The organism is Paenibacillus sp. Z6-24, from assembly GCF_054161335.1.
The window spans coordinates 1,129,895-1,154,486 of sequence record NZ_CP096398.1 but is presented as its reverse complement, the minus strand read 5'-3'; the positions used below and the strand labels follow the sequence as shown (position 1 = coordinate 1,154,486).

Sequence of the window (24,592 nt, the reverse complement as noted above, 5' to 3'; positions counted from 1 at the left end):
ATCAGCCTTTTTGCTGTTATTTGGTATAGGTTATCTGTCAGCAGAAATCGGCAGCTTGAGTAGACTGCTGTCTGAAAGAGAAGCTCGTTGCTTAAGCGAAAACTGCCTGAATCAGAAGCTCATCGCTTGGTCGTTTGAGCGAACTGCTGTCTAATTCAGAATCTGCTCTTTTTAGCGAACGGCTGCCTGCTGCTGACGAATACTTTGCGGTCTCAGATCCTGCCAGTGGGCAGCAATGTAAGTCATGCACGTCTGGCGATCTGATGATGACAGGGCGACAGACCAGCCTGCCGGAATGTTCATCGCTGCCGGCCAGAGTGAATGCTGGCCCTCTTCATTGATCAGAACGATATACTGCCCGTCCGTCTGCTCAAATGGATTATTCATTGTTCATCCCTCCTGCTGTTCATCTCTATCATTCGTTGATGGGACTGCTCCAGATGTCCGGACAGCACGCTGCTGATGATTTCCAGCGGTCCGGGCTGACACAGGTCCTTGTGGCGGCAGGCAATATCATGCCGCTCCAGACCGGATGCCACATAAGGCTCCCACATCTCCGGCTCAATCGGGTCAAACCAGTCCGGAATAATCGTCGACCGGAAAAACAGCATTCTGCCGTCAAAGGATTCCGGTACATAATGACTGAGCAGCCGGACCGAGTTCTCGTAGGTGGTACGCAGCTTCATAATCGTCTCTTCATCCAAACTGGCCAGTGCGCTCGTATCACTGCGCAGAATCTCCATTGCCCGCGCCATATCCAGCGGACCATCACCGATGCTATCCGGGTCATATCCGCCCAGGGCCAGCAGTGCAGTCAGCGCTTCTTCTTCCTCCTGCTCTTCACGGATCGGCAGATAATGGCTCGGGTATGCATCCAGCACAGCCAGCAGGGCGACCTGCTGTCCTTCGCGCTGCAGCTGCACCGCCATCGCCTGAGCGACATTGCCACCGAGTGACCAGCCCAGCAAATGATAAGGGCCTTCCGGTTGAACCGTACGAATATGAGCCACATAATCGGCGGTCATCTCTTCCAGGGAGGCAGGCAGGCCTTCTGCCTCACCGATCCCGCGGGCCTGCAGTCCGTAAATCGGCCGCTCTGTCTCCAGATGCTTCATGAGTCCGGCATAACACCAGCTCAGACCGCCAGCCGGGTGAATACAGAATAACGGTGCCTTGCTTCCATTGGGACGCAGCGGCAGCAGTACCTGCAGTGCATTGCTGCCTGTATCTCCATCAAGCCGGGCTGCCAGTTCGGCAACACTTGGAGCTTCGAACAGAATGCCGATTCCGGGTTCATAGCCCATCGCTTCCCTGATCCGGCTCATCAGCCGAACTGCCAGCAGCGAATGACCACCCAGTTCGAAGAAGCTGTCTTCAATCCCGACACGCTCCAGTCCAAGTACCTCGGCAAATAAATCACAGAGCATCTCTTCCTGCGGATTGCGCGGTGCCTGACTGCCTGCAGCGGCAGATCGATCCGGCGCCGGCAGCGCTTTGCGATCCAGCTTGCCATTTGGCGTGAGCGGCAGTTCATCCAGTACAACGAATGCTGCCGGAACCATATAATCCGGTAAAAATGCCGAGGCATGCTGCCGCCATGATGAAGAGGAAGCTTCCGAACCGGCTGATGGAACGATATACGCGGTCAGACGCTGATCCCCGGGCTGATCCTCCCTGACGATCACAGCGACCTGCGCAATCTCCGGATGACGCGACAGGGCAGATTCAATCTCGCCCAGCTCAATACGGAAGCCGCGGATCTTCACCTGGTGATCGACTCGTCCCAGATAATCCAGTGAACCATCCGCCAGTCGGCGTGCCAGATCACCGGTCCGGTACATCCGGCTGCCTGCCGGCCCGAACGGATCAGCCACAAACCGCTCTGCCGTGAGTTCGGGACGACGCCAGTATCCGCGCGCAAGGCCAGCTCCGGCTACATACATCTCACCCGCAACGCCAGATGGCGTATGCTGTAAATATTCATCCAGTACATATACCTGCAGATCGGGAATAGGCACACCGATCAGACTGCTGCCGCCCGATACTGCCGACTCACGGCCAAGTTCATTGTAGCTGACATGGACGGTCGTCTCGGTAATCCCGTACATGTTGATCAGACGCGGAGCATCCTCGGCATGACGTTCATACCAGTCTGTCAGTCGGCCAAGCTCCAGCGCTTCCCCGCCGAAAACAACGTATCGCAGCGTGAGCTGTTGTCCGAGTTCCTTATTTTCCAGATCGGCCTGCATCAACTGGTAAAAAGCCGATGGGGTCTGGTTCAGCACCGTTACCCGCTCTGCTGCCAGCAGCTGCAAAAACCGGTCCGGTGAACGGCTGATATCATGAGGCACAATCACCAGACGGCCTCCATACAGCAGCGCTCCCCATAGCTCCCAGACAGAAAAGTCGAACGCATAGGAATGGAACAGCGTCCATGTATCCTCCGGACCGAATCCATACCAGTGTTCGGTAGCAGTGAACAGCCGGATGACATTTTGATGCGGAATAACGACACCTTTGGGGCGTCCGGTCGAACCGGAGGTATAGATCATGTAGGCAGACCGGTTGGCATTTGTTGCTGCCGGATGGTCTGCGGCAGGACTTTTCTGTGCATCCTGTGTAGAGAGCCGGATGGCTGTGTCTGCATCGTCCAGTATGATAGCCGTCTGGGCTGCAGAGAGATCCAGCTTGTCACAGGTATCCCTGTTCATGATGACGATACCCGGCTCCGCATCTTCCAGCATATAGGCCAGACGCTCAGCCGGATAAGCCGGGTCCAGCGGCAGATAGGCAGCGCCGGATTTGAGCACGGCCAGAATACCGATCACCAGCTCTACCGAACGCGGCAGAGCAAGCGCGACAAACTGCTCCGGTCCGGCTCCATGCCCGATCAGCAGATGGGCCAGCTGATTGGCACGATCATTCAGCTGTGCATAGGTCAAGCAGTCTTCACCATAGCTGACCGCTGTCTTGTGCGGATGCAGTATACACTGCTGCTCAAACCGACCGATCAGATCCAGCAGGGGCACGGATTCATCGATAGACGTGGACAAAGAGACAGGGGCAGCTGTCAGCTCATAACGCTCTTCGTCCAGCAAAATGTCCAGCTGCCCTACCGGATAGTCCGGTAAGCTCACTACCGAAGCAAGTACCTTCTGGAAACGGCGGGCCATACGCTCGGCAGTCTCCCTGCGGAACAAATCGCGGCTGTATTCCAGAATAACGTCCAGCCCCTGCGGACGACCATCCGGTCCGTAACGCTCTGTCAGTTCAAAAGTCATATCAAATTTGGAAGTGCCGGCACCACGGATTTCCATTTGCGCCTGTATGCCTGGAAGCTCCAAGCGGACATCCGGCGTATTTTGCAGGACGAGCATGATTTGGAATAAGGGGTGTCTCGACCGGGAACGAGGCGGATTCAGCACTTCCACCAGCCGTTCAAACGGCATATCCTGATGCTCGTACGCTTCCAGATTGCGCTCACGCACCCTGGACAGCAGTTCCACAAAGCTTGGATTGCCCGATGTATCCGTACGCAGAACGAGCGTATTGATAAACATGCCGACCAGTTCGCCGACGGCATCGTCATTGCGTCCGGCAATCGGGCTGCCTATTGGAATATCATTGCCAGCTCCAAGGCGGGTCAGCATGATTGCCAGACCGGCCTGCAGCACCATGAACAGACTGGCTCCATGCGTCCTAGCCAGCTGAAGCAGCTCCTCGTGCAGCTCTGCCGTCAGAGAAAAGTGTACGCTGTCTCCCTCATAGCTGGACACCAATGGTCTTGCATGATCCATTGGAATCTCCAACTGTTCCGGAAGACGGTGCAGCGTACGTGTCCAGTATTCCAGCTGTCTGTGCATCAGGCTGTCCGGCTCACTTTCGCTGCCCAATAGACGACTCTGCCAGATCGCGTAATCGGCATACTGTACGGCAAGAGGCTTCCAGGCAAGAGCCTGCTGCTGGCAGCGGGCGGTATAGGCAGCACTCAGATCGCGGGCCAGCGGATGAAGCGACCAGCCATCTCCGGCGATATGATGCAGCAGCAGCAGCAGTGTATGCTGCTCGGGTGCTGTACGGAACAGCTGCACACGCAGCGAAGGCTCCTCGGCCAGACGGAAACTGTAACGCACAGCTTCCGACAGCAGACCAGGCAGCTGCTGAGGCTGAACATCATGGACAGTCAGTAATGAACCTGCGGACAGCCGCTCCAGAATCTGCTGATAGGAAGAACCATCCACCTGCGGGAAAATGGTCCGCAGCGTCTCATGCCGCTGGATCACATCCTGCACAGCGGCAGCCAGCGCTTCGGTATCCAGTGCTCCCTGCAAATGAAGAACCAGTGGAATATTGTACGTCGGATTCGGTCCGTCCAGACAGTACTGGAACCACAGGCGCTGCTGGGCAAAAGACAGCGGCAGCCGCTCCGGCCGGACTTCGGCACGGATCGCCGGTCTGACACTATGCGCCCGATCCAGCTGACGGGCCAATCCTGCGACAGTAGGCGACTGGAACAGACTGGAGATATTCATCTCCACTCCAAATACTTCACGTATCCGGATCATCAGATGCCCTGCCAATAGGGAATGCCCACCCAGCCGGAAAAAGTCACTGTCGACGCCTGCATGGGGCAGCTGCAATACTTCGGCAAATAAAGTGCACAGCAGTTCCTCCTGCGGTGTTCGTGGCTCGCGCACAGAGGCGGCAAGCTTCAGATCCGGGGCCGGAAGCGCGCGACGGTCAATCTTTTTGTTGGGCGTCAGAGGCAGCTGCGGCAGCTGGACAAATGCTGCCGGAACCATATACTCCGGCAGTTCTTCGGCCGCATAATCACGCAGCCGCTCCAGATCCAGCGGAGCGGCGGCTTCGGTATGGGCGACGACATAGGCGACCAGCTGCTGCATTCCCGGCTGATCTTCACGGGCAATAACCGTCACCTGGCCCATGCCCGGATAGCGGGAGATCACATGTTCAATCTCACCAAGCTCCATGCGGAACCCGCGAATCTTGACCTGGTGATCGGCACGGCCCAGGTAATCCACTTCGCCGTCGAGGGTCCATTTGGCCAGATCGCCAGTACGGTACATCCGGCTGCCCGGCGCACCAAACGGATTGGCTACGAATCGCTCTGCCGTCAGATCCGGTCTGCCCAGATATCCACGGGCGAGTCCATTGCCGGCAATATACAGCTCTCCGGCCACTCCTGGGGGTACCAATTGCAGGGAGTCGTCCAGAATATACAGCTGGGTTCCCCGAACCGGTCCCCCGATCAGCGGCTTGTCGGTATCCGAATGATTCAGCCGGGCAGCCGTGGAATAAATGGTCGTCTCTGTCGGCCCATACTGATTGTGCACCTCGCAGCCCAGCTGCTGCAGTGCAAGCTTCAGACGCAGCGAAAGCGCCTCGCCACCGGTAATAATGCGCAGTCCCCGCAGAGAGTCCTCTGGCGGATTCACCGATACAATCGACTGCCACAGCGTAGGCGTCGCCTGCATGATCGTAATGCCCTGTTCATGAATGCGCTGCAGCAGCGCTTCCGGGTTCAGAATTGTCTCCCGGCGGGCAATGTCCATCATTGCTCCCATGGTGAGCGGCAGATAGATTTCCAGAATGGATATGTCAAAAGCAATCGTCGTTACTGCCAGCAGCCGGTCATGAGATTCCAACCGAAATCGCTCCTGCATTCCGGCCAGCAGATTATCCAGTCCGCCGCGGGTAACCGCGACTCCTTTGGGCCTGCCTGTGGAACCGGAGGTATACAGAATGTATGCCGGATGCAGCGGCGAGAAGCTGTCCATTCGTTCCTGCGGCCGTATATTTTCACAGGACAATACCGACAGCCGGGAGGCCACAGCATCCTCATCCGCGATAATAACCGGCAACGAAGAATCAACAGGAATACGCGGCACTAATTCGGCCGTTGTCAGCAGACAGGCCGGTCGGGCATCTTCCAGCATGTACTCCAGGCGATCCGCCGGATAGTCGGCATCAAGCGGTACATAGGCTGCACCGGTCTTGTGTACCGCCAGAATCCCGGTGACCATGGTGATGCTTCTTGGCAGAGCAACCGCGATAATCCGGTCAGGCCCTGCTCCATGTTCCATCAGCAGTCGGGCCAGTTGATTGGCCTGTCGGTTCAGCTCGCCATAAGTAATGGTTGCCTCTTCACAGCTGACCGCGATCCGATCAGGCGTACGTGCCGCCTGCTGCTCAAACTGTTCTGCCACCGGTAGACCGGACTCCTGAAGGAAAGGCTGATTCCATTGTTCACGTACAAGCTTGGCTTCTTCCGGCAGCAGCAGGTCCATCTCTGCCACAAGCTGATCGCTGTCGGACTGTAATGCTCCGGTCAGCAGATGCATCATCCGCTGCCGGTGAGTATCCAGTTCCAACTGGGTGTACACCTGTGGATTGGCATCCAGATCCAGAGCCAGTCCTTCATCCGCACGGCGGTAAATATGAATGGACAGATCATCGACAGGTCCTGTGCCCAGATTATGTACGATCCCCGGATAACCGCCAAAGTTCAGTCTATCGTCAAACGGCTTGATATTGACCATCGGCCCGAACAGACGATTACTCTCGCCGAGCAGCCGCAGATCCCGGCGCAGATCCTGATGCCGGTAATGCTGATGACGCCGTACCTGGCGGCTCTCTTCGCTGATCTGGCGTACCAGTTCCCGCATACTTATGCCGGCACTCACTTCGCAGCGCAGCGGCAGCAGATTCATGACCATTCCCGGCACACGCATAGCCGATGTACCCAATCGGCACATGACCGGCATACCCAGTATGATATCTGCCGAGCCGGTCATACGGCTCGTATATGCTGCGATCAGCGCCATCAAGACATCGGTCCAGCTGCAGTCCATCCGGTCTGCATACTGCTGCAGATGCTCCATTTGGTCCGGTGTCCATACGGCGGACGAGCGAAGGAATGAGGAAGTGGTTCGCTGCGCCCAGCTGCCCAGACTGACCACATCCGGCTGATCCTGCCAGCGCTGCTGCCAGAACTCCCGGTCCAGACTGCGCTGTTCCGACTGCTGATAGGCAGCGTCTTCTTGCAGTACCTGTTGCAGACTCCCAAAGGAAGAAGCTGCCGGAACATTGCCGGCAGCCAGCGAAGTGTACAGCTGAGCAGTACGCCTCGCCAGCAATGAGAACCCGTAACCGTCGATGACCAGATGATGAATCCGCTGATACCAGTAAAATCGCTCCGGTGCCAGCTGAAGCAGCGCCTGAGTAAACAGCGGTCCTTCCGTCAGGTTCACCGGGCACTGCATATCCGCTGTCATCCAGTCCATTGCAGCTTGATGTGGGTCATTCTTGGCCCGCATATCGATCCAATGCATGATTTGTTCGGGTATAGGGCCGGGCATTTGCCAGATTCCTTCCCGATCTTCGCTGAATCTCATCCGCAGCGTGTCCGCTTCGGTAATCATCTGACGCAGTGCCTGTTCGAACAGCGGCGGATGAAGCGATCCTTGAATTTCGATATATTCACCGGTATTAAAAATAGGGTTGGCCGGGTCCAGCTGCTGGGCGAACCAGATGCCGGACTGGGCCGCAGACAACGGCCAGCGCTGTTGTACAAGTACGGATTCGGGCATCATTTCAAGCCTCCTCTAGTCCACGTCAAAAGTAATCTCCGTTGGGCAGCACCTGCGGGTTGCGGGAACACAGCAGTCTGGCCCATGCCGACAATACCGGCTGCTCCGCCAGTTCCATAAAGCTGACTTCCATTCCTTCCCGACGCCACTGCTCGGACAGCGTCATGATGCGTATGGAATCCAGTCCCCATAGCTGCACCAGATCGTCTTCGTCCGTCAGACGTTCCGGCCGTTCACCGAGCATGGCAGCAACCTTGTCCCGAATGCGGTTCAATTGGGCTGTATACTCCTGCTCGTGAACAGACCCGGACTGCTGCCCGGATGGATCGGATGGTTGGGATTCGGCTGATAAAGCTGCTGCTGCGGATTGCGCTGCCGTCCCGTCCGCCACTGCGGCTGTGTCGGCGGATGCAGCTGTATTCCGGCTTCCCGCCGTATCCAATTGTTCCAGCAGCTGCCCGGTCGTGATCGTAACCGCACAGCGTTCCGCTGCATATTGAAGAGCCATCCGGTGCTGCTCCTGCGAGAAATCCGCCACTGCATCACCGATCAGAAATGCCTGAATATCCTGCATAAAAGCTTCACATGACGTCATCAGACAGCCGATATGGGCATAGATGCCGCAGATCATCAGCTGATCACGTCCATGGCAACTCATCATATCCGCCAGCTCCGTTTTCTGAAAAGCGCTGTAGCGCCACTTGGTCATCAGAATATCGCGTTCATCCGGCTCCAGCTCGGGAACGATCCGCTTCTGGTCCGGTCCGCCGTCGATACCGTTGCCCCAGAAATCCAGCTGCAGTCCGCGCTGTTCCGGCGTCTGTCCGCCAGGCTGAGCCGAATAAATGACCGGAATTCCGTGCTCATGACAGTACTCGCGCAGCTGCTGAATATGACTCAGCAGCTCGGATACCGGTGACTGGTCACGACCGGCAAATGCATGGACAAAATACTGCTGCATATCATGAATAAGCAGTACGGCACGCTGCGGATCAGCCGTCCAATTTACTTTATTAACAGGAAATTCCGCCTTCACAGGCATCGGGTAGGATTGTATTTTGGGAAGAGCCATCATGTATCACTCTCTTTCATCATCAGGTTGGTAAAACGAATTGCATCGGGTATTTCAGTGTTAGCGAATAATTAGCGGGTACTGCCACCGTAGCGAATGCCGCCGCACGATAAGTTTGTTCATACGATTTTGTTCGTACGTATCAAGTTCTGCCTCAGACGATGCAGCAAATGATTTTTTTCAAGGTGTACAGTTTGCTGCTCATCTTATAACAGACTGCTGCCGAGCAATCCGCTCGCGCAGCGCTTTTTTGCTGACTTTGCCTACTCCGGTCTGGGGAAAGCTGTCCACGAATTCGATTCGATCCGGGATTTTGTAGACAGCCAGTCCGCGTTCACGCAAAAAGGCTTTGATTTCCATCGCCGAAAGCAGGGCATCCGCCGTATTCCCTGCCATGCCGGACTGGGCAATAATAAAAGCGCACGAGCGCTCACCCAGATATTCATCCGGCATGGAGACGAGCGCAGCATCAAATATCCCCGGATGGGCGAGCAGATGATTCTCCACTTCTTCGGCAGCCACCTTGTCTCCGCCGCGGTTGATCTGGTCTTTGGCACGGCCTTCGACGATCAGATAACCGCCAGGCGTCAGACGCGCCAGATCGCCGGTACGGTAAAATCCGTCGCTGGTAAAAGAGCGGGCATTATGCTCTTCCGCCTTGTAATAGCCCTGGATCGTATACGGTCCCCGTGCCAGCAGATGACCGGCCATGCCGGGCTGCACTTCGTTATCTTCATCATCGACAATCTTGATCTCGTCATAGACGGACATCGGCTTGCCCTGGGTCTCCACAATAATTTCCTCGGGATCATCCAGACGGGTATAATTGACCAATCCTTCGGCCATCCCGAATACCTGCTGCAGCTGGCATCCCAGTACGGGCTTCACCCGGCGTGCCGCTTCGGCGCCCAGCTTGGCTCCGCCGACCTGCAGCACCTGCAGGGAATCCAGCTTCACCTGCCGCGACGAGGCGGCATCCAGCCATACCAGCGCAAGCGGCGGTACAAGCGCCGTAATCGTCACCTTTTCCTGTTCAATCAGGGCAAAGGCTTCATCCGGACTGCCGCTGCGAGACAGTACAATCCGCCCTCCCGCATAAATCGTGCCGAGTACGCCCGGCGAGCTAAGCGGATAATTATGTGCAACCGGCAGTACCGCCAGATAAATGCTCTGTTCATCCAGCTCGCACACATCGACGCTGGCCTTAAGGCTGTACATATAATCATCATGTGTCCGAGGAATCAGCTTGGGCAATCCTGTACTGCCACCAGACAGCTGCAAAAAGGCCACATCACTCGCCAGCGGCCCTTCCGGCAGCTCCACCGAATCGGCATACAATTCTTCCAGCGCCATATAGTCTCCCGGTTCACCTGCGACAATAACATGCTGCAATCCCGGTGCTTCGGCCTTCACTTCGGCAGCCAGTGTGCGGTAATCATAGCCGGCTTCGATATCGGGAATAATATAAGCGACCGCTTCGCTGTAATTGGCAAAATAAATCACTTCCTGTCTGCGATGCAGCGGCAGGGAAAAGACCGGCAGCGCGCCGATCCGAAACAGCGCAAAAACAACTTCAAAAAAAGCCGTTATATTCGGCAGCTGGACGATAACCCGGTCACCGGCAGCAATACCGAGCCGATGCAGCCCGGAAGCCAGCCGATCCACCCGCTGATCCAGCTGGGCATAAGTGATACGCTGCTCTCCACTGACCACTACAATCTGCTCTCCATGCGACTGCGCCTGTCTGCGCAGCAGCTGACCGAACGTCTCGCCGCTCCAACATCCGGTCTCCCGGTAGTAACGGGCCATCTCTTCCGGCCATGGCGTAAATCCGGGCAGTCTCATGCCTGATCCCTCCCTGCCGGCTGTGCAGCCGTCTCATCGATGCGCATCGCCCGCAGCATCGTACGCAATTTGGCACTTGTCTCCGCCAGTTCGGCTTCCGCCGTCGATGCTTCCACTACACCTGCCCCGGCGTAGAGACGCAGCGTGGAGCCGCGTACTTCGGCACAGCGGATCGTAACCGCCCATTCTCCGTCTCCCTCTGCATTGCACCAGCCCACCATGCCGGTGAACAATCCCCGGTCAAATGGTTCCACCTGCCGGATCAGATCACGTGCCATCCCGGTCGGTGTACCGCAAATCGCCGGAGTCGGATGCAATGCTGCCGCCAGTTCCAGCGAAGTCACCGATGGATCATCCAGCAGTCCGGAGATTTCGGTCGACAGATGCCACATCGTCTCGGTCTGTACGAGAGAAGGCTGCTTCGGCACTTCCAGCTGGCTGCAGTAAGGGCGCAGCGCTGCAGCTACCGCTTCGATCACGACCGCGTGCTCGTGCAAATCCTTGGTCGAGACAAGCAGGGCTTCCGCCCGTCTGCGATCTTCCTGTGGATCTGCACTGCGCGCCGCCGAGCCAGCCAGCGGATTGGCGGTAAAACGAAGTCCCTGCTTGCGAATCAGCAGCTCCGGACTGGCCCCGATCCAGATCGGAATTTCCCCGGCTGCCGATGAGGAATCGGAATGCTGTTCATGAGACAACGGGATATGAACGGCAAATGTATAACCATGCGTATTGGGCACTGCCAGATTGTGCAGCAGCGCCGCTACCGGAATTTTCGCAGAGCTGGTCAGCTCCAGCGATCGGGACAGAACGACTTTTTTCAGATCGCCCTGACGCAGATGCACGAGCGCTTCCTCCACGCCCTGCTTGTAAATGTCTGCCGAAGGTACTTCTCGCAGCTCGTAACTGGACAATATCGTTTGTGCAGGACCGGACCATTCTCCGGCTGTACGCGCAGACGCCCACTGTACCTGCTGAGGAATCACCAAGCGGGCTGGAGACAGCTCCGGGTCAAAAGGAATCGCTCCGACCAGCACCGGCTGTTCCTGTCCATCTTGACGAGCCTGCTGCAGCAGTGCGGCAGCACGACGGGATAGCGAAGGCAGATCTTCCTGCTCCACCTCCGTCAGCTGCAGAGCACTTCCTTCCGCCAGCATCGTATACTGCGGGGAAGACCAGAAAAAACAATGGGTATCCGTATATTGTTCCAAAAGCTGATGGGCTGTAACTCTCGCCTCCTGCTTGGTTGTTACCATGATGTTCATCCTCTCCTTCTTGCTGTATGGGTTGTGCTATATTGATTGCGTTGTACGGAGCCAGTATGGGCTGCCTGGTTACACGCCCATCGTGGCGCCGCCGTCCACACATAATTCCTGCATCGTAATATGACCGGCCTGATCGGAAGCGAGGAACAGGACGGCATTGGCCACATCCTGTGCCACCGCTATTTTCCCCAGCGGAATGCCGAGACGGAAATGATCCGGTGATCCCTGAATGACCGCTTCGGCATTATTGCCATTAGTCCACAGCATTCGCTGCATCTCCGTATCGGTCGATCCGGGAGCCACTATATTGCAGCGGATATGCTGCCTTGCATATTCCAGCCCAAGGCATTTGGTAAACATGGTTGCCGCCGCTTTGGAAGCCGCATAGGCGGACATCTGGGCACGCGGTACACCGGCTGCATTGGAGCTGACTGTAATAATGGTGCCGGATTCCCGCGCTGCCATCGATCCGATCACCGCCCGGCACATATGGAATACACCGGATGTATTGACGGCAAAGATCGTATGCCAGTCTTCATCACTCAGTGCATCCACCGTCCCCATCCGCAGTACACCGGCCACATTGACCAAAATATCGATCGGTCCCATCTTCTGCTCGACCGTCTGTACTATCCGGCCTGCTTCCGTACTTTTACTCACATCCAGCGCATACGCACGGATGCGACCGGGATCTTTGCACTCCGCAGCCAGCGCCTGTACACCGGCTTCGTTACGATCTGTCGCTGCCACGATGGCTCCATGGTGGAGCAGTGAGCGTACGACAGCTTCTCCAATTCCCTGGGCGGCTCCGGTGACCAGAGCGACTTTACCTTCTATTCCTGTAAATGTCATCGTTATGCTCCTTACCTGTATGATGATGAACGGAATAACGCCGTTTCATAGTGAATATCCCTGATATGAGTTCTTTATCTGTATATAGATAATCTGTATCTGTATAGTCTGATCATTTACTGCCGACTGCTCATGTACCTGTTATCTGCTGTCGCTTACGGATGCAGCGCAAACCGCAGCGCCCGGCTGATCAGGATAGGGACTACGGACAGATGGTTCTCATCGGGGTACTCCCGGTACTCCATCTGCATCCCCGTCTCCCTCAGTTCCGACAGTCGCTCGATCAGCTGCTCGGAGCGGTCGTTGTTGCGGGCAGTATGCGTACGTTCCAGCTCGCCCATGCCGATCAGCAGACGTAGAGGTTCCGCTGTGACCGTACCGCTCCGGCAGTCTGCAATAAAACGCTCTGTCTCTTCATCCAGCAGCTGATGGTTCCAGTGAATCGATGGACTGCCAGCGATATAATATTGAAAGGCCTGCGGCCGAGTAAACAGCGTATGCAAAACGAACAGCCCGCCAAGAGAGTGGCCGAACACGGCCTGCCGCTTACGATTGATCGGCAGCTTGGCTTCGATAACCGGCTTCAGCTCCTTTTCCAGAAAGTGCAGGAACAGATCCGCGCCTCCCTGTTCCGGGATAGGCGTCCCATCCGGACGACGTTTGTATTCACTGGTTGCCTGCGGGGTATAGTCGTAATAGCGGCGGGCGGCAAAAGGCTCGCTCGTCTCATATCCGATTCCCACGATGACAGCCGGGATAACGCCGGTCTTGTCCGGACGACGGCTCTGCATCCGCAGCGCATCGACCATCGTGGCGAACACCGAATTGCCATCCAGCAAATAGATGACCGGATAGCCTCCGGATGGTGGAGCACCTGCAGGTGTATAGATCATAATTTTATAATTGCAGTCACCGGCTGCTGAGGGCATCCGCCACTGTCTGGCCTGCGGCACTTCGATCCTGTGATCGGCAGCTTCGGCGATCTGCTGCTTCCTGTTCTCGAGGTTCATACAGCGCCTTCTTCCTTATGCATTAATTGATATTGATTATCATTACCAATTATATAGAACGAGACCATGATCACCATGGACCAAATCCAGAATCTCTTTGTCATATATCCAGATGATAAACAAAGCCCGGCACACACCAAAAACCCCTGCAGATCGTACAGTGTCCTGGTTGGGTACCAGACCTGTAGATGATCTGCAGGGGGTAAGAATACGATATGAGTACTCTTATTTACAGCCCTCTTACTGGCCGACTGCTGCCACCACATCGTCGATCACTTTACCAAAAGCAATCAATCCGCTGCCGAGCCAGTAGGAGGAATCCGCTTCGTAGACATGACCTGCTCGAACTGCAGGCATCGATTTCCATACCTCGCTTGATGTCATCTCCTGCATGCTGTTCGTTCCGCGGCTGGATACATCCACCGTGAAAATATAATCCGCATCGATATCCGCCAGCGACTCGGTCGCGATCATTGCCGTGCTCTTCTGCTGTACGAGCGCCGGTTGGCCGAGACCCAGCTGCTTGTACACCACATAGCCGCTAAAGTAATCCGGGCTCATTAGCGTGACCCCGCGCGGAGCAAAGCGGATAATAGCTGCCTTTTTCCCTGCCTCGGTAACGGACTGGATTTTGGATTTGGCATCGGTCAGTTTGGCTTTATACTGCTGGATTGCCTGCTCTGCCTGCTGCTGTTTGCCAAGCAGTCCGGCGATAGTCTGCAGGGATTTTTCCGGATCACCGGAGGCATTGTTGAACACATACACCGGCGCTATTTTGGAATAGCTCTCGTAAACGCCTTTCTCCGCATAATGGGACGTATGTAAAATGATCAGATCCGGCTTGTAGTTCATGACCAGTTCCGGCGACGGCAGACCCGAGGAAAAGTCCAGCTTGGGCACGTCCTTGAGCTGGTCTTCCAGGTATGGCTGTCCCTCCTGTCCGCTCGACCACTGGGCGACAGGCGTTACGCCGAGTGTGAGCAGCGAATCTTCCAGATAAGGGGCAAATACGCGCTGCGGGGCAGCCGGAATCTGAAGCTGATGTCCCTGCTCGTCGGTTACCGTCTGCTCACTGCCGACTGCCGATACCGGCTGGGCAGCAGCTGCCTGATCCTTGCCCGCGTCGGCAGCCTGATTCGAATCTGCTGCCGGAGACCCGCATCCTGCCAGCATCCCTACCAGACATACTGCCAGCACCAGCATCACCAGCGAGCGTATGCTCCGGCTGTTATTTTTCTTTTCTTTTGCAGATTGTGCTGCTTTATTATAGGCGTTCATTATCGATAACCACTCCTATGATAATAGTTCTCATTTAGCAAAGTATAGTTACTTCACCTGCCCGTGACCATGGACTGTATCCTGCAGCGAGTTTGGACAATTTCCGGTAAACAGCAGTTCGGCTTCGTCCAGCATCCGCATAATCGCCAGTGCCGAATACTCACACCAGGGGTCCGAAGAGATCGACGATACCTGCAGATTGCGTACTGCATTCAGCCGTTTCCAGTCTTCGGAATGCTGAAGTGCCAGCCAGCTGGCCCGTGAATGGGCTTCCGGACAGACGGTTACGAGCATCCGCTCCGGGTTCATAACTGCCAGCTCCTGCAAAGTGATCGGCAGATGCCGGATGCCGGCTTGCGGGCAGGCAGGCTGCAGATTCAGATTTTCATACAGCACCTCATCCAGTCCGCGATTGCTGTACATGTACATATGCTCTCCATAAATACGCAGCACGAGCAGCCGGTCGCTGCCGACCTTTGAGCCGATACGCTGGCGGGCCAGGTGTACCCGTTCCTCATAGCGGCTGATCCACTGCCGGGCCTGCTCTTCCCGGCCGAGGAAGCTGCCAATCTCCAGCAGCTGCTCCCGCCAGTTCCTATTTTCAGCCGCGACGAACAGGGACGGCGCAATCTGCTGCAGACACTGCCGGTCCGCCTGATCCAGCCGGTCGGTCCCGATAATCACATCCGGACGCGTTCGTACCAATCGTTCTACATTGGCTTCAAATGACAGTGATGTATATGGATCGCACAACTTGAGCGGAGTACGGATGCCGCTGCGATATGCATTATAGTAGTAGGCTGTCCACTTCGGATCAAGCGGTGCGGCAGCCGGGATGATCCCGAGCGCCAGCAGATAGCCGGTGACCGGTGCACAGCAGGCTGCTACGGCTTTGCGTGTATGTTTGGCATATTCGGACGGGGACACACCGACTTCCTTTTTGAATTTGCGGCTGAAATAAAATTCATCGCTGTAGCCCACCTTGACTGCGATATCCCGAAGCCTTTGCCCGGTCTCCGTCAGATAGCGCTTGGCATGGGCGATTCGGATATCGGTCAGATATTCCATCGCACTTTGCTGAAATGTTTTTTTGAACAGATCGACAAAATACTTTGGACTGAGCTTCGCCATATCGGCGAGCTGTTGAATCGAGAGCGGCTCATTATAATGCAGCTCCATAAAAGAGCGAATCTCTGTTAGCGTTTTTTTGGCCGTACCTCCCTGTAGAGAATGGGAGGGGCTGCTGTGTACTTTGGCTTTGGTCATGTGTTGAACTCTCCTTTCTTCTTGGGGACGATCAATTATGCAGGACAGTCGCACACCAGGGTAGAGCGACACCGAATTCATGATAATCTGAAAATGATAATCATTATCACTAAGCTATCATACTTTTTTTCCTAAGTAAATCAAGATATGTAAATAAAAAAGCACTCCCTATCACCAGTCAGTCATCGGATAAGCGATAGCTGCTGGATACAGGAAATGCCTTTGATCAAAAATGATGTGGATTCGGACGATATGACCGTAATCTGCAGGATGCGATACAGATATGACCATAATTTGCAGTATGAAAGGCAGATATTCTACGGACTATGTTGATCTGCGGTTATCCCCGACTGCCGGATAATGCATAACCGGCAGGAATGCGTTCCAGTGTACGCTGGCCGTAAATATCCGCAAACGGCTGATCCGGCATATGGATGTAGCCAATATAACAGCCGCATATTTTCATGCCGCAGGGACGGATGCCGGAGATCTCGCGCAGGCTGCGCCGGTAAATATTGCCCAGCACCCGCTTGTCCTGATAGCAGCGCTTCACCATGCCGTTACCCTGCACATAAAATACATTTTGCCCGGCCAGGCAGGATTGTCCCAGACTGTCATAGTCGCGCAGATTGTACTCGAAATACGGATCGATCCGCTGCAGCTCGGCTATCTCTTCCGGCTGGTAATACGCCGGACGATCCTTGAACGCATTGATCCACAGATAGACATTTTCCGGCAGACGTGCACGCAGCGAGCGGATCGCCGGGAATGCTTCACGCAACCCGACGACACCCGCACTGAAGGCAATGCTTTGTTCATACAGCTGCATCCCCTGCCTGACAAAAAATTCCTCACTCGTCTGCCCGGGATGATACGTTGCCCAGAACGCCGCCTTGCTGCGGTCCAGCTCAGCGGTCCAGTCCAGCTTGACCGACAGATTTGTCTGAATCGCCACCTTGTCGATATGCGGCAGATGGGACAGCTCAATCATCGCCCGCCGGTACCAGCCATGAATCAGTCCCTCTCCATAAGGGTTGAAAAAGATGGACAACCGGTGTCCCTCCTGCTCCTGTTCACGCACCCAACCGACAAACCGCTCCAATTGCTGGCGATCCTGCTGCAGCGTCTCCCGGCTGTCTACCGTCTTGCTGAACGGACAATAGGGACAGGCATAATTGCACGAAGACAGGCTGCCCCGATAATAAAGGGAAAAGGATAGCTCCTGCTGCTCTGCATGTCTGTCCATTTCTACTGCCCCTTTCATCGTCCGACATATCCTTCCATCAGTTCGTAGACTTCCGGCGAGATCAACCAGTCGCCGATGCTGTCCGAATAAGCCAGACCTTCACGCGTCAGACGCAGCACAGCATTCACTGCATTCGCCCCGTATGGATGCTTGACATGATCTGCCTGTGCATTTACATCGATATCGGCCGAAGACGAAGAGTTGTTCATTTCAGCGAGTCCGGTCCAGATTAGATTGCGCAGCTCCGGCAGATCATCCATCGGTGAAGTGCCAAAGCGCTCGCGATAGGCTAACAGTTCCAGACCTTCGCGGTGCAGGATTGCCTTGAGTACAAAGCGGCGCTTGCGCTCCTGCTCACTCAGCACAAATCCGTAATCTGCCGTATCATACCACTCGGCATTCACATAATCAGCGATAATGCTGCGCGTCGCTGCTGTGCTCACCCCATAGCGTGAAGCATAATGTACATTTTGCGTATACGAGCGTGCGCCGCAGCCGAGTCCGGCCATGCCTTCTTCCTGGCAGCTGTAGGGCAGCAGCTCTTTGGCTGAATGGAAATCCCGGGCAAATCGGCGCATCGAATACTGGGTATATCCTGCCGCTTCCAGACGATCTACCGCCGCCCGGTACAGCTGCAGACGGATATCCTGCTCCAATCCGGTTTGCCCCGGCTTAAGAATTGTATTCTCGCGTACATACAATGGATAAATAAAGATCTCGCCCGGTTCATAGGACAGTGCCTGCTCTACCGAATACAGCCATGATTCCACCGTCTGCCCCGGCAGTCCGTAGATCAGATCCACATTCAGCAGCGGAAAGTCATGCTCGGTCAGCATATCCAGCGCTTCACGTACAAGTGCCGGCTTTTGCGGACGGTAGATCGCCGCGCTCTCGGCTTCGATAAAGCTCTGAATGCCCATACTGACCCGGTCCGTTCCGCGGCGCTTCAGAATATCGAGCCGCTCCGGAGTGACCGTATCCGGCGATGTCTCCACCGAGATGGACGCCTGCGCCGGATTCAGCCCCATCACATGCTCGGCAATATCAAATAGCCGTTCCAACTGCTCCGGCGCCAGCAACGTTGGCGTCCCTCCGCCGATCGCAAACCGCGAAAACGGCCGTCCCGACATGATCGGTGCCCACTGCCGGGCCTGGCGCTCCAGCGCATCCACATACTCCTTATGTACATCTGCCCGCTTGTCCGGCAGGGTGAACAAATTGCAGAATCCGCATCGCGCCGCACAAAACGGAATATGCATATACAGGAAATAGCTGTCCAGCTCTTCTTTTGACCATAATTGTTGGAGTGAATAAGGAGGGTCCAGTTCACGGTATGCCGTCTTGTGCGGGTAGGAATACAGATACGAGCGATAAGGTGCTTCGGTAATCTGGCGGTTCCATTTCTGCAGTTCAGGTGTCCATTCCAGAGGGGATAAGGCATGAAGCGGTAATTCGGTATGCTCCTGATTCATGATGTAACACTCCTTTTTGTACATTCTAGATCGCTGCCGTTCCTGTTACAGGAAAAATTCACGGTACGGCACATTCCAGACAACCTCATGGGCGAGCCGATGGCCTTCATATCCATCTTCACCATAGGCGGTGCCATGATCGGAGAAGACGAGGCAGAATACCGGACGCTCCCGCTGACGCAGCGCGGCAAACAGTCGACCCAGTTCACCATCCACATAACGCAGCGCCGCACGCTGGCTGTCCACCGAATCATAATGGCTGCCCGGGATAAAGTAATGATTGGGTCCATGGATCGCGGACACATTCATAAATAAAAACAGCTTTTGCTGCTCATCCGCACCATCCAGCAGCTTGAGCGCGTGATTCACCTGATTTTCCGTCGAGCGCGGATTGGTTACGCCAAAGTTCATGCGCCAGTAGCTTTCCTGGAAATAGCCCGGCAGCACTTTGGATAATTTGTTTTTCTTTGTAAAAAAGATTACCCCGCCGATACAGATTGTCCGGTAGCCCTCCTGGGCGAGACCGGATACGATATCCGGCGCATCAAACAGCCAGGTGTTCGGATTCGTGCGCAGGCCGCTGTTTTTGCCGTGAAACAGCCGGATATGTGAGGACTTGTCCGTATTCGCCGGTGTCGGCAGGAAGCCGCCAAAAAAGGCATGATGCGCCGCATAAGTAAAGCTGCCCGGCGTATGCCGCTTCTCCCATGAGCCTGTTCCGCACAGATGGGGACAGTTCGCCTCTTCCAGCTTGGCCACATCGTAACGCAGCGTATCCAGGGTAATCATCACGATATCGTGACTGCCTACCACTTCGTTCATATTGATCATGTTGTCTTACTTCCTTTCCAGCCAGCGGGCCAGCTCCCATTCATAGGCGCCCAGCCCTTCATGCTGCACATAATAGAGCAGATCGCCAAACGGATTCACATCCGCGATCAGCGGATCTCCGCCGCCCGCAGGCACCAGCACATCCATCCCGGCGCAAAAGGAACCGGGAAAGGCTACGAGTCCATCCATCGCGGTCATACGGATACTTTCCCTGACCGCTGCAGACAGATCCGTCTGCTCCAGCAGCATCCGTTTATTGCGCAGATGCAGATTCGTAATCGGTGTCCGGCTCAGTCGTACAACCGCATGACCGGCCTGCTCTCCGCAGACGAGCTGGCGTACATCATAGGCCATATCACCGATCATGTCCTTGCTGATCCAGCGCTCCACATGCATGCCTTCCTGCCCAACCCAGTCGATCATCCGGCGGATTACCTCATGATCGGTATACCGGCGCAGCCTGCCGGAATTGTAAATGATCTGCTCTCCGTTCCACTGCTCCATCCCGATCGTCGTCGAGGCAATCTCGGCTCCAGTACGCGGATGATACTGATAAGCGATGACCCCGGAAGCACCGGAGCCGCAAAATAATTTGACGAACACGCGGTACACCCGCTGCTGCTCCATCAGCTGTCGCAGTGAATCATAGCTGCCCGGCATATCCTCATACGCTGCTGCCAGCACACCGGGTACCCGGATTCCCGCCTGATCCAGCCAGCGTGAACAGCGCCGCTTGTCGAACATGATCGCCGCTTCTGCCGGATCATTCATCCAGCGTCCGTGAGACAGATCACGCTGCACCTCCAGTCGCAGCCAGGACAGCAGCCGGCAGTAGCCGCGAAACCACTGGGCCGGATAGAATACCCGCCCGTGATGAGGTTCCAGTCGTCTCGCCATGGCAGCGGTAATAGTGCTGCCATGCGTATATTCGGGCAGCGGCAGCAGATCGTCGGATATTAGACCTTCCGCATCGTCAGCACCGAGCGCGATCAATCCGCGCTCCACCGCTGTATTCTCACCCGGGGCATCCAGCCGCAGGGTCAGCGGCTGTGCCAGCAGATCGGATGGATAATGGTGTACAGCATGCTGATTGTAATGGCGCCGGATCAGACTGTCCAACAGATCGATCAGACGGTCGCCTGCGCGAATCGCCTGCAGCAGCCGGATATAAGGCACTTCCAGCGCAGCAGGCTGTTCATGATGCTCCAGTGCCTGCTGCCAGCCCGTCGTTCGTTTGTTGCCCGGATTGCCGAACAGGATGGTATGTGGCTGCATTACTCCGTCAGCGACGGATACCGCCACTCATCATCCAGATCCTGCTGTTCATCGAGGCTAACATTTACTCCACTGCTGCGCCATTGGAGCACCATTGCATCCGACATATAGTGGTAGTTCAGGTTGAGATGCTTCAGTCCGCGTACCGCTTCGCTGTTCAGCAGCGCTTCTGCACCCTTGTCCGACAGCGTACCTTCCGACAGATCCAGCTCTTCCAGCTGCTGCAGTATCGGCGCACTCGCTGCAGCGATCGCAATCTCGTCCTGCAGTTCGCTGTCCTTGAGTCCGAGGGAAGTTAACTTGGGAAATGGATTATTGTAAAGGAACGGCAAAATATCCTGTTCCAGATCACCGTCGAATCCGTAATTTTCCACACCGAGATACAGTTCCAGCTTGCGCAGTTCGGGCAGCTTGGCCTTATGAATCGATTGCAGCACCGTCGACGGCAATCCGCCGCAGATAATAATCAGCTTCTGCAACCGTGCACGCTCCAGCGGTTCCAGTTCCAGACCGGTACTGCCTTTGATCGTAAACGATTCCAATTGTGGATAGGCTGCCAGCAGCGGACCCAGATTGGTCTGATTGATCCATGACACTTCGCATTCTTCGTAGCTCATATCGCCGATAAACAGCTTGCGGAGATTTGGGAACCTTCCGCTCGCCTCAATTAGCGCCGGCAGAAATCCATCCGGTGATTCCTCATATGCTCCGCCCCAGTCACCGATCACCAGACTGGTAAGCGCCTGGCTTTTCTCCGGGTCCTGTGCCAGTTGTTCAATCAAGGGAGTGAGGGTGGCTCCATCTTCGTAAGCGTCAAAGTCCAGACTCAATTTGATCTCCATTATGTATTTCCTCCATTTCGTATACTGATCTGTCAGTAAGGCGCTGATAACAACTATTTTACATGAATACCCGGCTATAAATCAAAGACTCCGTACCGCTTGAAGCCATTTATTTTGTATGGATGAAGACCGTGCTTACGATAAAATTGCCCACCATATGGCACGAGTATTGCCTGTATTTTCCGGCTGTAAGCCGCTATGTCGTATGTATACAAAAAGCTGCACAGCCACAGGGCTGTACAGCTTAAGCTTACGATGAGGTCGGCTGCCGAAATACGAACAGACCGCCCATTTTTCTTTGCTTGAAACCGGTCATTTCCTTATTGCTCCAGCTGGGCAACCAGGCTGCGAAGGGCGGCACCACGGTGACTGATGCGGTGTTTCTGTTCCATCGTCAGATCCGCCATTGTCTTGCCTTCGGTTGGCACATAGAACAGCGGATCATAGCCAAATCCCTTGCTGCCGGAAGGCTCCGAGGTAATCCAGCCTTCGACCGTTCCTTCGGCTGTCAGCTTCTCGCCGGTCGTCGGATCATATAGCACCAGGCTGCATACGAAGCGCGCCGTGCTCAGCAGCGGCTGCTCGGTATCTTCACCCAATTGCAGCTCTTCGAGCACATTCAGCAGCTTGGCATTATTATCGGCATCGGTCGCCTGCTCCCCTGCATAGCGAGCAGAATACACACCCGGCGCTCCATCGAGACGGTCTACGCAGAGACCGGAATCGTCTGCCAGTACCGGTACGCCCAGCGCATCGGCGACGGTTTTGGCTTTTTTGAATGCATTCTCGGCAAAAGTACTGCCGTCTTCCACGATCTCCGGCAGATCCGGATAGTCGTACATACTGCGCACTTCCAGCCCATAAGGGGCGAGAGCATGCGTAAATTCCAACACTTTGCCTTTATTCCGGGTCGCAACAATAACTGTATTGCCGCTGACCTTTCTCATACCTGTGCGCCTGCCTGTCCGCTCGTAATTTTGAGAGCGATTGGGCCGAGGATTTCTTTTTGCAGCTCGATCATCTGCCGAATACCCTCTTCACCCAGTTCCAGCATCTGATCCAGTTCCTTGCGGGTAAATGGACGATCTTCACCGGTTCCCTGCAGCTCTACAAATTCACCGGTTCCGGTCATAACCACATTCATATCAACCTTGGCTTTGGAATCCTCTTCATAGTTCAGATCCAGTACGGCGCGGTCGCCCACGATGCCTACGCTGACCGAAGCCAGGTAATCGGTAATCGGGAAGCGTGCCAGCTTGTGCTGTACCGCCAGTTTGTCCATAGCCATAGCCAGGGCAACGAATGCTCCGGTAATCGAAGTGGTGCGTGTACCGCCATCCGCCTGGATGACATCACAGTCGATCGTAATGGTGCGCTCACCGAGCGCCTGCAGATCCACGATGGAGCGCAGCGCGCGTCCGATCAGACGCTGGATTTCCATCGTACGCCCGCCCAGCTTGCCTTTCGCCGCTTCACGCTGATTGCGTGTCTGTGTAGCCCGCGGCAGCATGGAGTACTCGGCGGTAACCCATCCTCTGCCCTGCCCTTTCATGAAATGCGGAACCCGTTCTTCGACCGATGCTGTGCACAGCACTTTGGTATCGCCGACCTCGATGTACACGGAACCTTCCGCATATTTATTGACATTGGGTGTTATTTTCAAAGGGCGCAATTCGTTCTGCTGCCGTCCGTTGATTCTCATGGTTGTCTGCCTCCTGCTTCTTATTTCGCATCCTTATTCTAACAAACATGTCCTCTAAAAGCACCCTTAACCGACAATTGCCCCCAATACGCCAAAAACAGACAGCACGAACAGCCTGTTTCCACAGTGCTTGGACGATCTGGTTAGCAGCAGGCATACCCAGGTTAATATACAAAATATACACGGCTGCATCCTGCCCGGCACCTGCAATTACCCTGACGGACAGGATTCATCTGGCTCCATGCAGCCGGTTACAGTTCTGTAGAGAGAGGTGTCTATCCATGGAAAATAACGAATCCGGCAAAATGCCGTACAGTCTGAACAGCCTGAATGTCGAACAGGCGACCCGGGAGTGGCTGTCCAAGCGAGGCGTCACCATACGCGAAATCGCCGAGCTGGTGCTCTTTCTCCAGCAGAGCTATTATCCTGATCTGACCATTGAGGAATGCGAACGAAGCGTCAACAAGGTACTGATGAAGCGTGAAGTGCAAAATGCACTGCTGACCGGTGTACAGCTGGACATTCTCGCCGAGAAAGGGCAGCTAATCTCGCCGCTGCAGGAAATGATCGAGAACGACGAAGGATTGTATGGCGTCGATGAGATTCTCGCCTTTGCCATCGTGAACGTATACGGCAGTATCGGCTTCACCAACTATGGTTATATCGACAAGCTGAAGCCCGGCGTACTCGGACGACTGAACGACAAAAGTCTGGGGCCGATCCATACGTTCTTTGATGATATTGTCGGTGCCATTGCCGCCGCCGCCAGCAGCCGAATCGCCCATGGCCGGCAGATGGATGATGAGCAGCACAATATCGACACGGCGAAGATGGACCTGCCAGAAGATGATGAGGCGACCGAACATTGAGCGAAAATAGACAGCGATAGCAGCAGTACACACGCTGTACCTGTCAATCCGCCTATTTGAAAAGATAACTGTGCAGTAAACTATCCTTTGATATAATCCCTGTGCACGTACAGACAACAAAATACACCTGCCTGCCGCCATAGCATGACCATAGCAGCAG

At 55.3% G+C, this 24,592-nt stretch carries 17 protein-coding genes; 1 reads left to right on the top strand and 16 read right to left on the bottom strand.

Features of this window, described 5'->3' with window-relative positions:
- Window positions 1–171 precede the first annotated feature (171 nt).
- The 16 genes from M1D61_RS05165 to rph form a co-directional block, all read right to left on the bottom strand.
- Window positions 172–387, bottom strand: a complete 216-nt coding sequence (locus M1D61_RS05165; protein WP_458121433.1) for an MbtH family protein — start codon at window positions 385–387, stop codon at window positions 172–174.
- The gene (locus M1D61_RS05160; protein ID WP_458122411.1) at window positions 384–7,610 is read right to left on the bottom strand and encodes an amino acid adenylation domain-containing protein; all 7,227 of its coding nucleotides are present in this window, start codon (window positions 7,608–7,610) and stop codon (window positions 384–386) included. Before M1D61_RS05160 ends, M1D61_RS05165 begins: the two co-directional genes overlap by 4 nt.
- A gap of 25 nt (window positions 7,611–7,635) precedes the next feature.
- Window positions 7,636–8,682 carry an isochorismatase family protein gene (locus M1D61_RS05155; protein ID WP_458122410.1) on the bottom strand — a complete coding sequence of 349 codons (1,047 nt, stop codon included), beginning with the start codon at window positions 8,680–8,682 and terminating at the stop codon, window positions 7,636–7,638.
- A gap of 201 nt (window positions 8,683–8,883) precedes the next feature.
- Window positions 8,884–10,527 carry a (2,3-dihydroxybenzoyl)adenylate synthase gene (locus tag M1D61_RS05150; RefSeq protein WP_458121432.1) on the bottom strand — a complete coding sequence of 548 codons (1,644 nt, stop codon included), beginning with the start codon at window positions 10,525–10,527 and terminating at the stop codon, window positions 8,884–8,886.
- Window positions 10,524–11,780, bottom strand: coding sequence for an isochorismate synthase DhbC (gene dhbC, locus M1D61_RS05145; protein WP_458121431.1), 1,257 nt, complete (start codon window positions 11,778–11,780; stop codon window positions 10,524–10,526). The genes M1D61_RS05150 and dhbC overlap by 4 nt, the downstream gene beginning before the upstream one ends.
- A gap of 78 nt (window positions 11,781–11,858) precedes the next feature.
- Window positions 11,859–12,641: a 2,3-dihydro-2,3-dihydroxybenzoate dehydrogenase gene (locus tag M1D61_RS05140; protein WP_458121430.1), complete on the bottom strand. Its 783-nt coding sequence runs from the start codon at window positions 12,639–12,641 to the stop codon at window positions 11,859–11,861.
- Window positions 12,642–12,796: 155 nt separating this feature from the next.
- Complete coding sequence (locus M1D61_RS05135; RefSeq protein WP_458121429.1) at window positions 12,797–13,651, bottom strand: alpha/beta hydrolase; 855 nt, start codon at window positions 13,649–13,651, stop codon at window positions 12,797–12,799.
- Window positions 13,652–13,891: 240 nt separating this feature from the next.
- Window positions 13,892–14,929 carry an ABC transporter substrate-binding protein gene (locus M1D61_RS05130; RefSeq protein ID WP_458121428.1) on the bottom strand — a complete coding sequence of 346 codons (1,038 nt, stop codon included), beginning with the start codon at window positions 14,927–14,929 and terminating at the stop codon, window positions 13,892–13,894.
- A 48-nt stretch (window positions 14,930–14,977) separates the two neighbouring features.
- The gene (locus M1D61_RS05125; RefSeq protein ID WP_458121427.1) at window positions 14,978–16,195 is read right to left on the bottom strand and encodes a helix-turn-helix domain-containing protein; all 1,218 of its coding nucleotides are present in this window, start codon (window positions 16,193–16,195) and stop codon (window positions 14,978–14,980) included.
- 340 nt (window positions 16,196–16,535) lie between these two features.
- The gene (locus M1D61_RS05120) at window positions 16,536–17,441 is read right to left on the bottom strand and encodes an STM4011 family radical SAM protein (protein ID WP_458121426.1); all 906 of its coding nucleotides are present in this window, start codon (window positions 17,439–17,441) and stop codon (window positions 16,536–16,538) included.
- Window positions 17,442–17,455: 14 nt separating this feature from the next.
- Window positions 17,456–18,913 carry an STM4012 family radical SAM protein gene (locus M1D61_RS05115; RefSeq protein WP_458121425.1) on the bottom strand — a complete coding sequence of 486 codons (1,458 nt, stop codon included), beginning with the start codon at window positions 18,911–18,913 and terminating at the stop codon, window positions 17,456–17,458.
- 45 nt (window positions 18,914–18,958) lie between these two features.
- Window positions 18,959–19,744 carry an STM4013/SEN3800 family hydrolase gene (locus tag M1D61_RS05110; RefSeq protein ID WP_458121424.1) on the bottom strand — a complete coding sequence of 262 codons (786 nt, stop codon included), beginning with the start codon at window positions 19,742–19,744 and terminating at the stop codon, window positions 18,959–18,961.
- Between the two features lie 6 nt (window positions 19,745–19,750).
- Window positions 19,751–21,046 (bottom strand): STM4014 family protein, encoded by a 1,296-nt coding sequence (locus M1D61_RS05105; RefSeq protein WP_458121423.1) that lies wholly within the window; start codon window positions 21,044–21,046, stop codon window positions 19,751–19,753.
- Window positions 21,019–21,861 (bottom strand): STM4015 family protein, encoded by an 843-nt coding sequence (locus tag M1D61_RS05100; protein ID WP_458121422.1) that lies wholly within the window; start codon window positions 21,859–21,861, stop codon window positions 21,019–21,021. Before M1D61_RS05100 ends, M1D61_RS05105 begins: the two co-directional genes overlap by 28 nt.
- 320 nt (window positions 21,862–22,181) lie before the next feature.
- Window positions 22,182–22,808 (bottom strand): XTP/dITP diphosphatase, encoded by a 627-nt coding sequence (locus M1D61_RS05095; RefSeq protein WP_458121421.1) that lies wholly within the window; start codon window positions 22,806–22,808, stop codon window positions 22,182–22,184.
- Window positions 22,805–23,563, bottom strand: a complete 759-nt coding sequence (gene rph, locus M1D61_RS05090) for a ribonuclease PH (protein ID WP_046215749.1) — start codon at window positions 23,561–23,563, stop codon at window positions 22,805–22,807. The genes M1D61_RS05095 and rph overlap by 4 nt, the downstream gene beginning before the upstream one ends.
- Window positions 23,564–23,844: 281 nt before the next feature.
- Here rph and M1D61_RS05085 point away from each other — a divergent pair, with 281 nt between their 5' ends.
- Window positions 23,845–24,432 (top strand): phosphatidylglycerophosphatase A family protein, encoded by a 588-nt coding sequence (locus tag M1D61_RS05085; protein WP_458121420.1) that lies wholly within the window; start codon window positions 23,845–23,847, stop codon window positions 24,430–24,432.
- The last annotated feature ends 160 nt before the right edge of the window (window positions 24,433–24,592 follow it).

Coding starts and splice junctions, on each gene's coding strand:
- M1D61_RS05150 (WP_458121432.1), bottom strand. CDS start 10,527: ATGAGACTGCCCGGATTTACGCCATGGCCGGAAGAGATGGCCCGTTAC.
- M1D61_RS05165 (WP_458121433.1), bottom strand. CDS start 387: ATGAATAATCCATTTGAGCAGACGGACGGGCAGTATATCGTTCTGATC.
- M1D61_RS05160 (WP_458122411.1), bottom strand. CDS start 7,610: ATGCCCGAATCCGTACTTGTACAACAGCGCTGGCCGTTGTCTGCGGCC.
- M1D61_RS05155 (WP_458122410.1), bottom strand. CDS start 8,682: ATGGCTCTTCCCAAAATACAATCCTACCCGATGCCTGTGAAGGCGGAA.
- M1D61_RS05135 (WP_458121429.1), bottom strand. CDS start 13,651: ATGAACCTCGAGAACAGGAAGCAGCAGATCGCCGAAGCTGCCGATCAC.
- M1D61_RS05125 (WP_458121427.1), bottom strand. CDS start 16,195: ATGACCAAAGCCAAAGTACACAGCAGCCCCTCCCATTCTCTACAGGGA.
- M1D61_RS05100 (WP_458121422.1), bottom strand. CDS start 21,861: ATGGAGATCAAATTGAGTCTGGACTTTGACGCTTACGAAGATGGAGCC.
- rph (WP_046215749.1), bottom strand. CDS start 23,563: ATGAGAATCAACGGACGGCAGCAGAACGAATTGCGCCCTTTGAAAATA.
- M1D61_RS05115 (WP_458121425.1), bottom strand. CDS start 18,913: ATGAATCAGGAGCATACCGAATTACCGCTTCATGCCTTATCCCCTCTG.
- M1D61_RS05085 (WP_458121420.1), top strand. CDS start 23,845: ATGGAAAATAACGAATCCGGCAAAATGCCGTACAGTCTGAACAGCCTG.
- M1D61_RS05095 (WP_458121421.1), bottom strand. CDS start 22,808: ATGAGAAAGGTCAGCGGCAATACAGTTATTGTTGCGACCCGGAATAAA.
- dhbC (WP_458121431.1), bottom strand. CDS start 11,780: ATGGTAACAACCAAGCAGGAGGCGAGAGTTACAGCCCATCAGCTTTTG.
- M1D61_RS05130 (WP_458121428.1), bottom strand. CDS start 14,929: ATGAACGCCTATAATAAAGCAGCACAATCTGCAAAAGAAAAGAAAAAT.
- M1D61_RS05110 (WP_458121424.1), bottom strand. CDS start 19,744: ATGATCAATATGAACGAAGTGGTAGGCAGTCACGATATCGTGATGATT.
- M1D61_RS05120 (WP_458121426.1), bottom strand. CDS start 17,441: ATGGACAGACATGCAGAGCAGCAGGAGCTATCCTTTTCCCTTTATTAT.
- M1D61_RS05140 (WP_458121430.1), bottom strand. CDS start 12,641: ATGACATTTACAGGAATAGAAGGTAAAGTCGCTCTGGTCACCGGAGCC.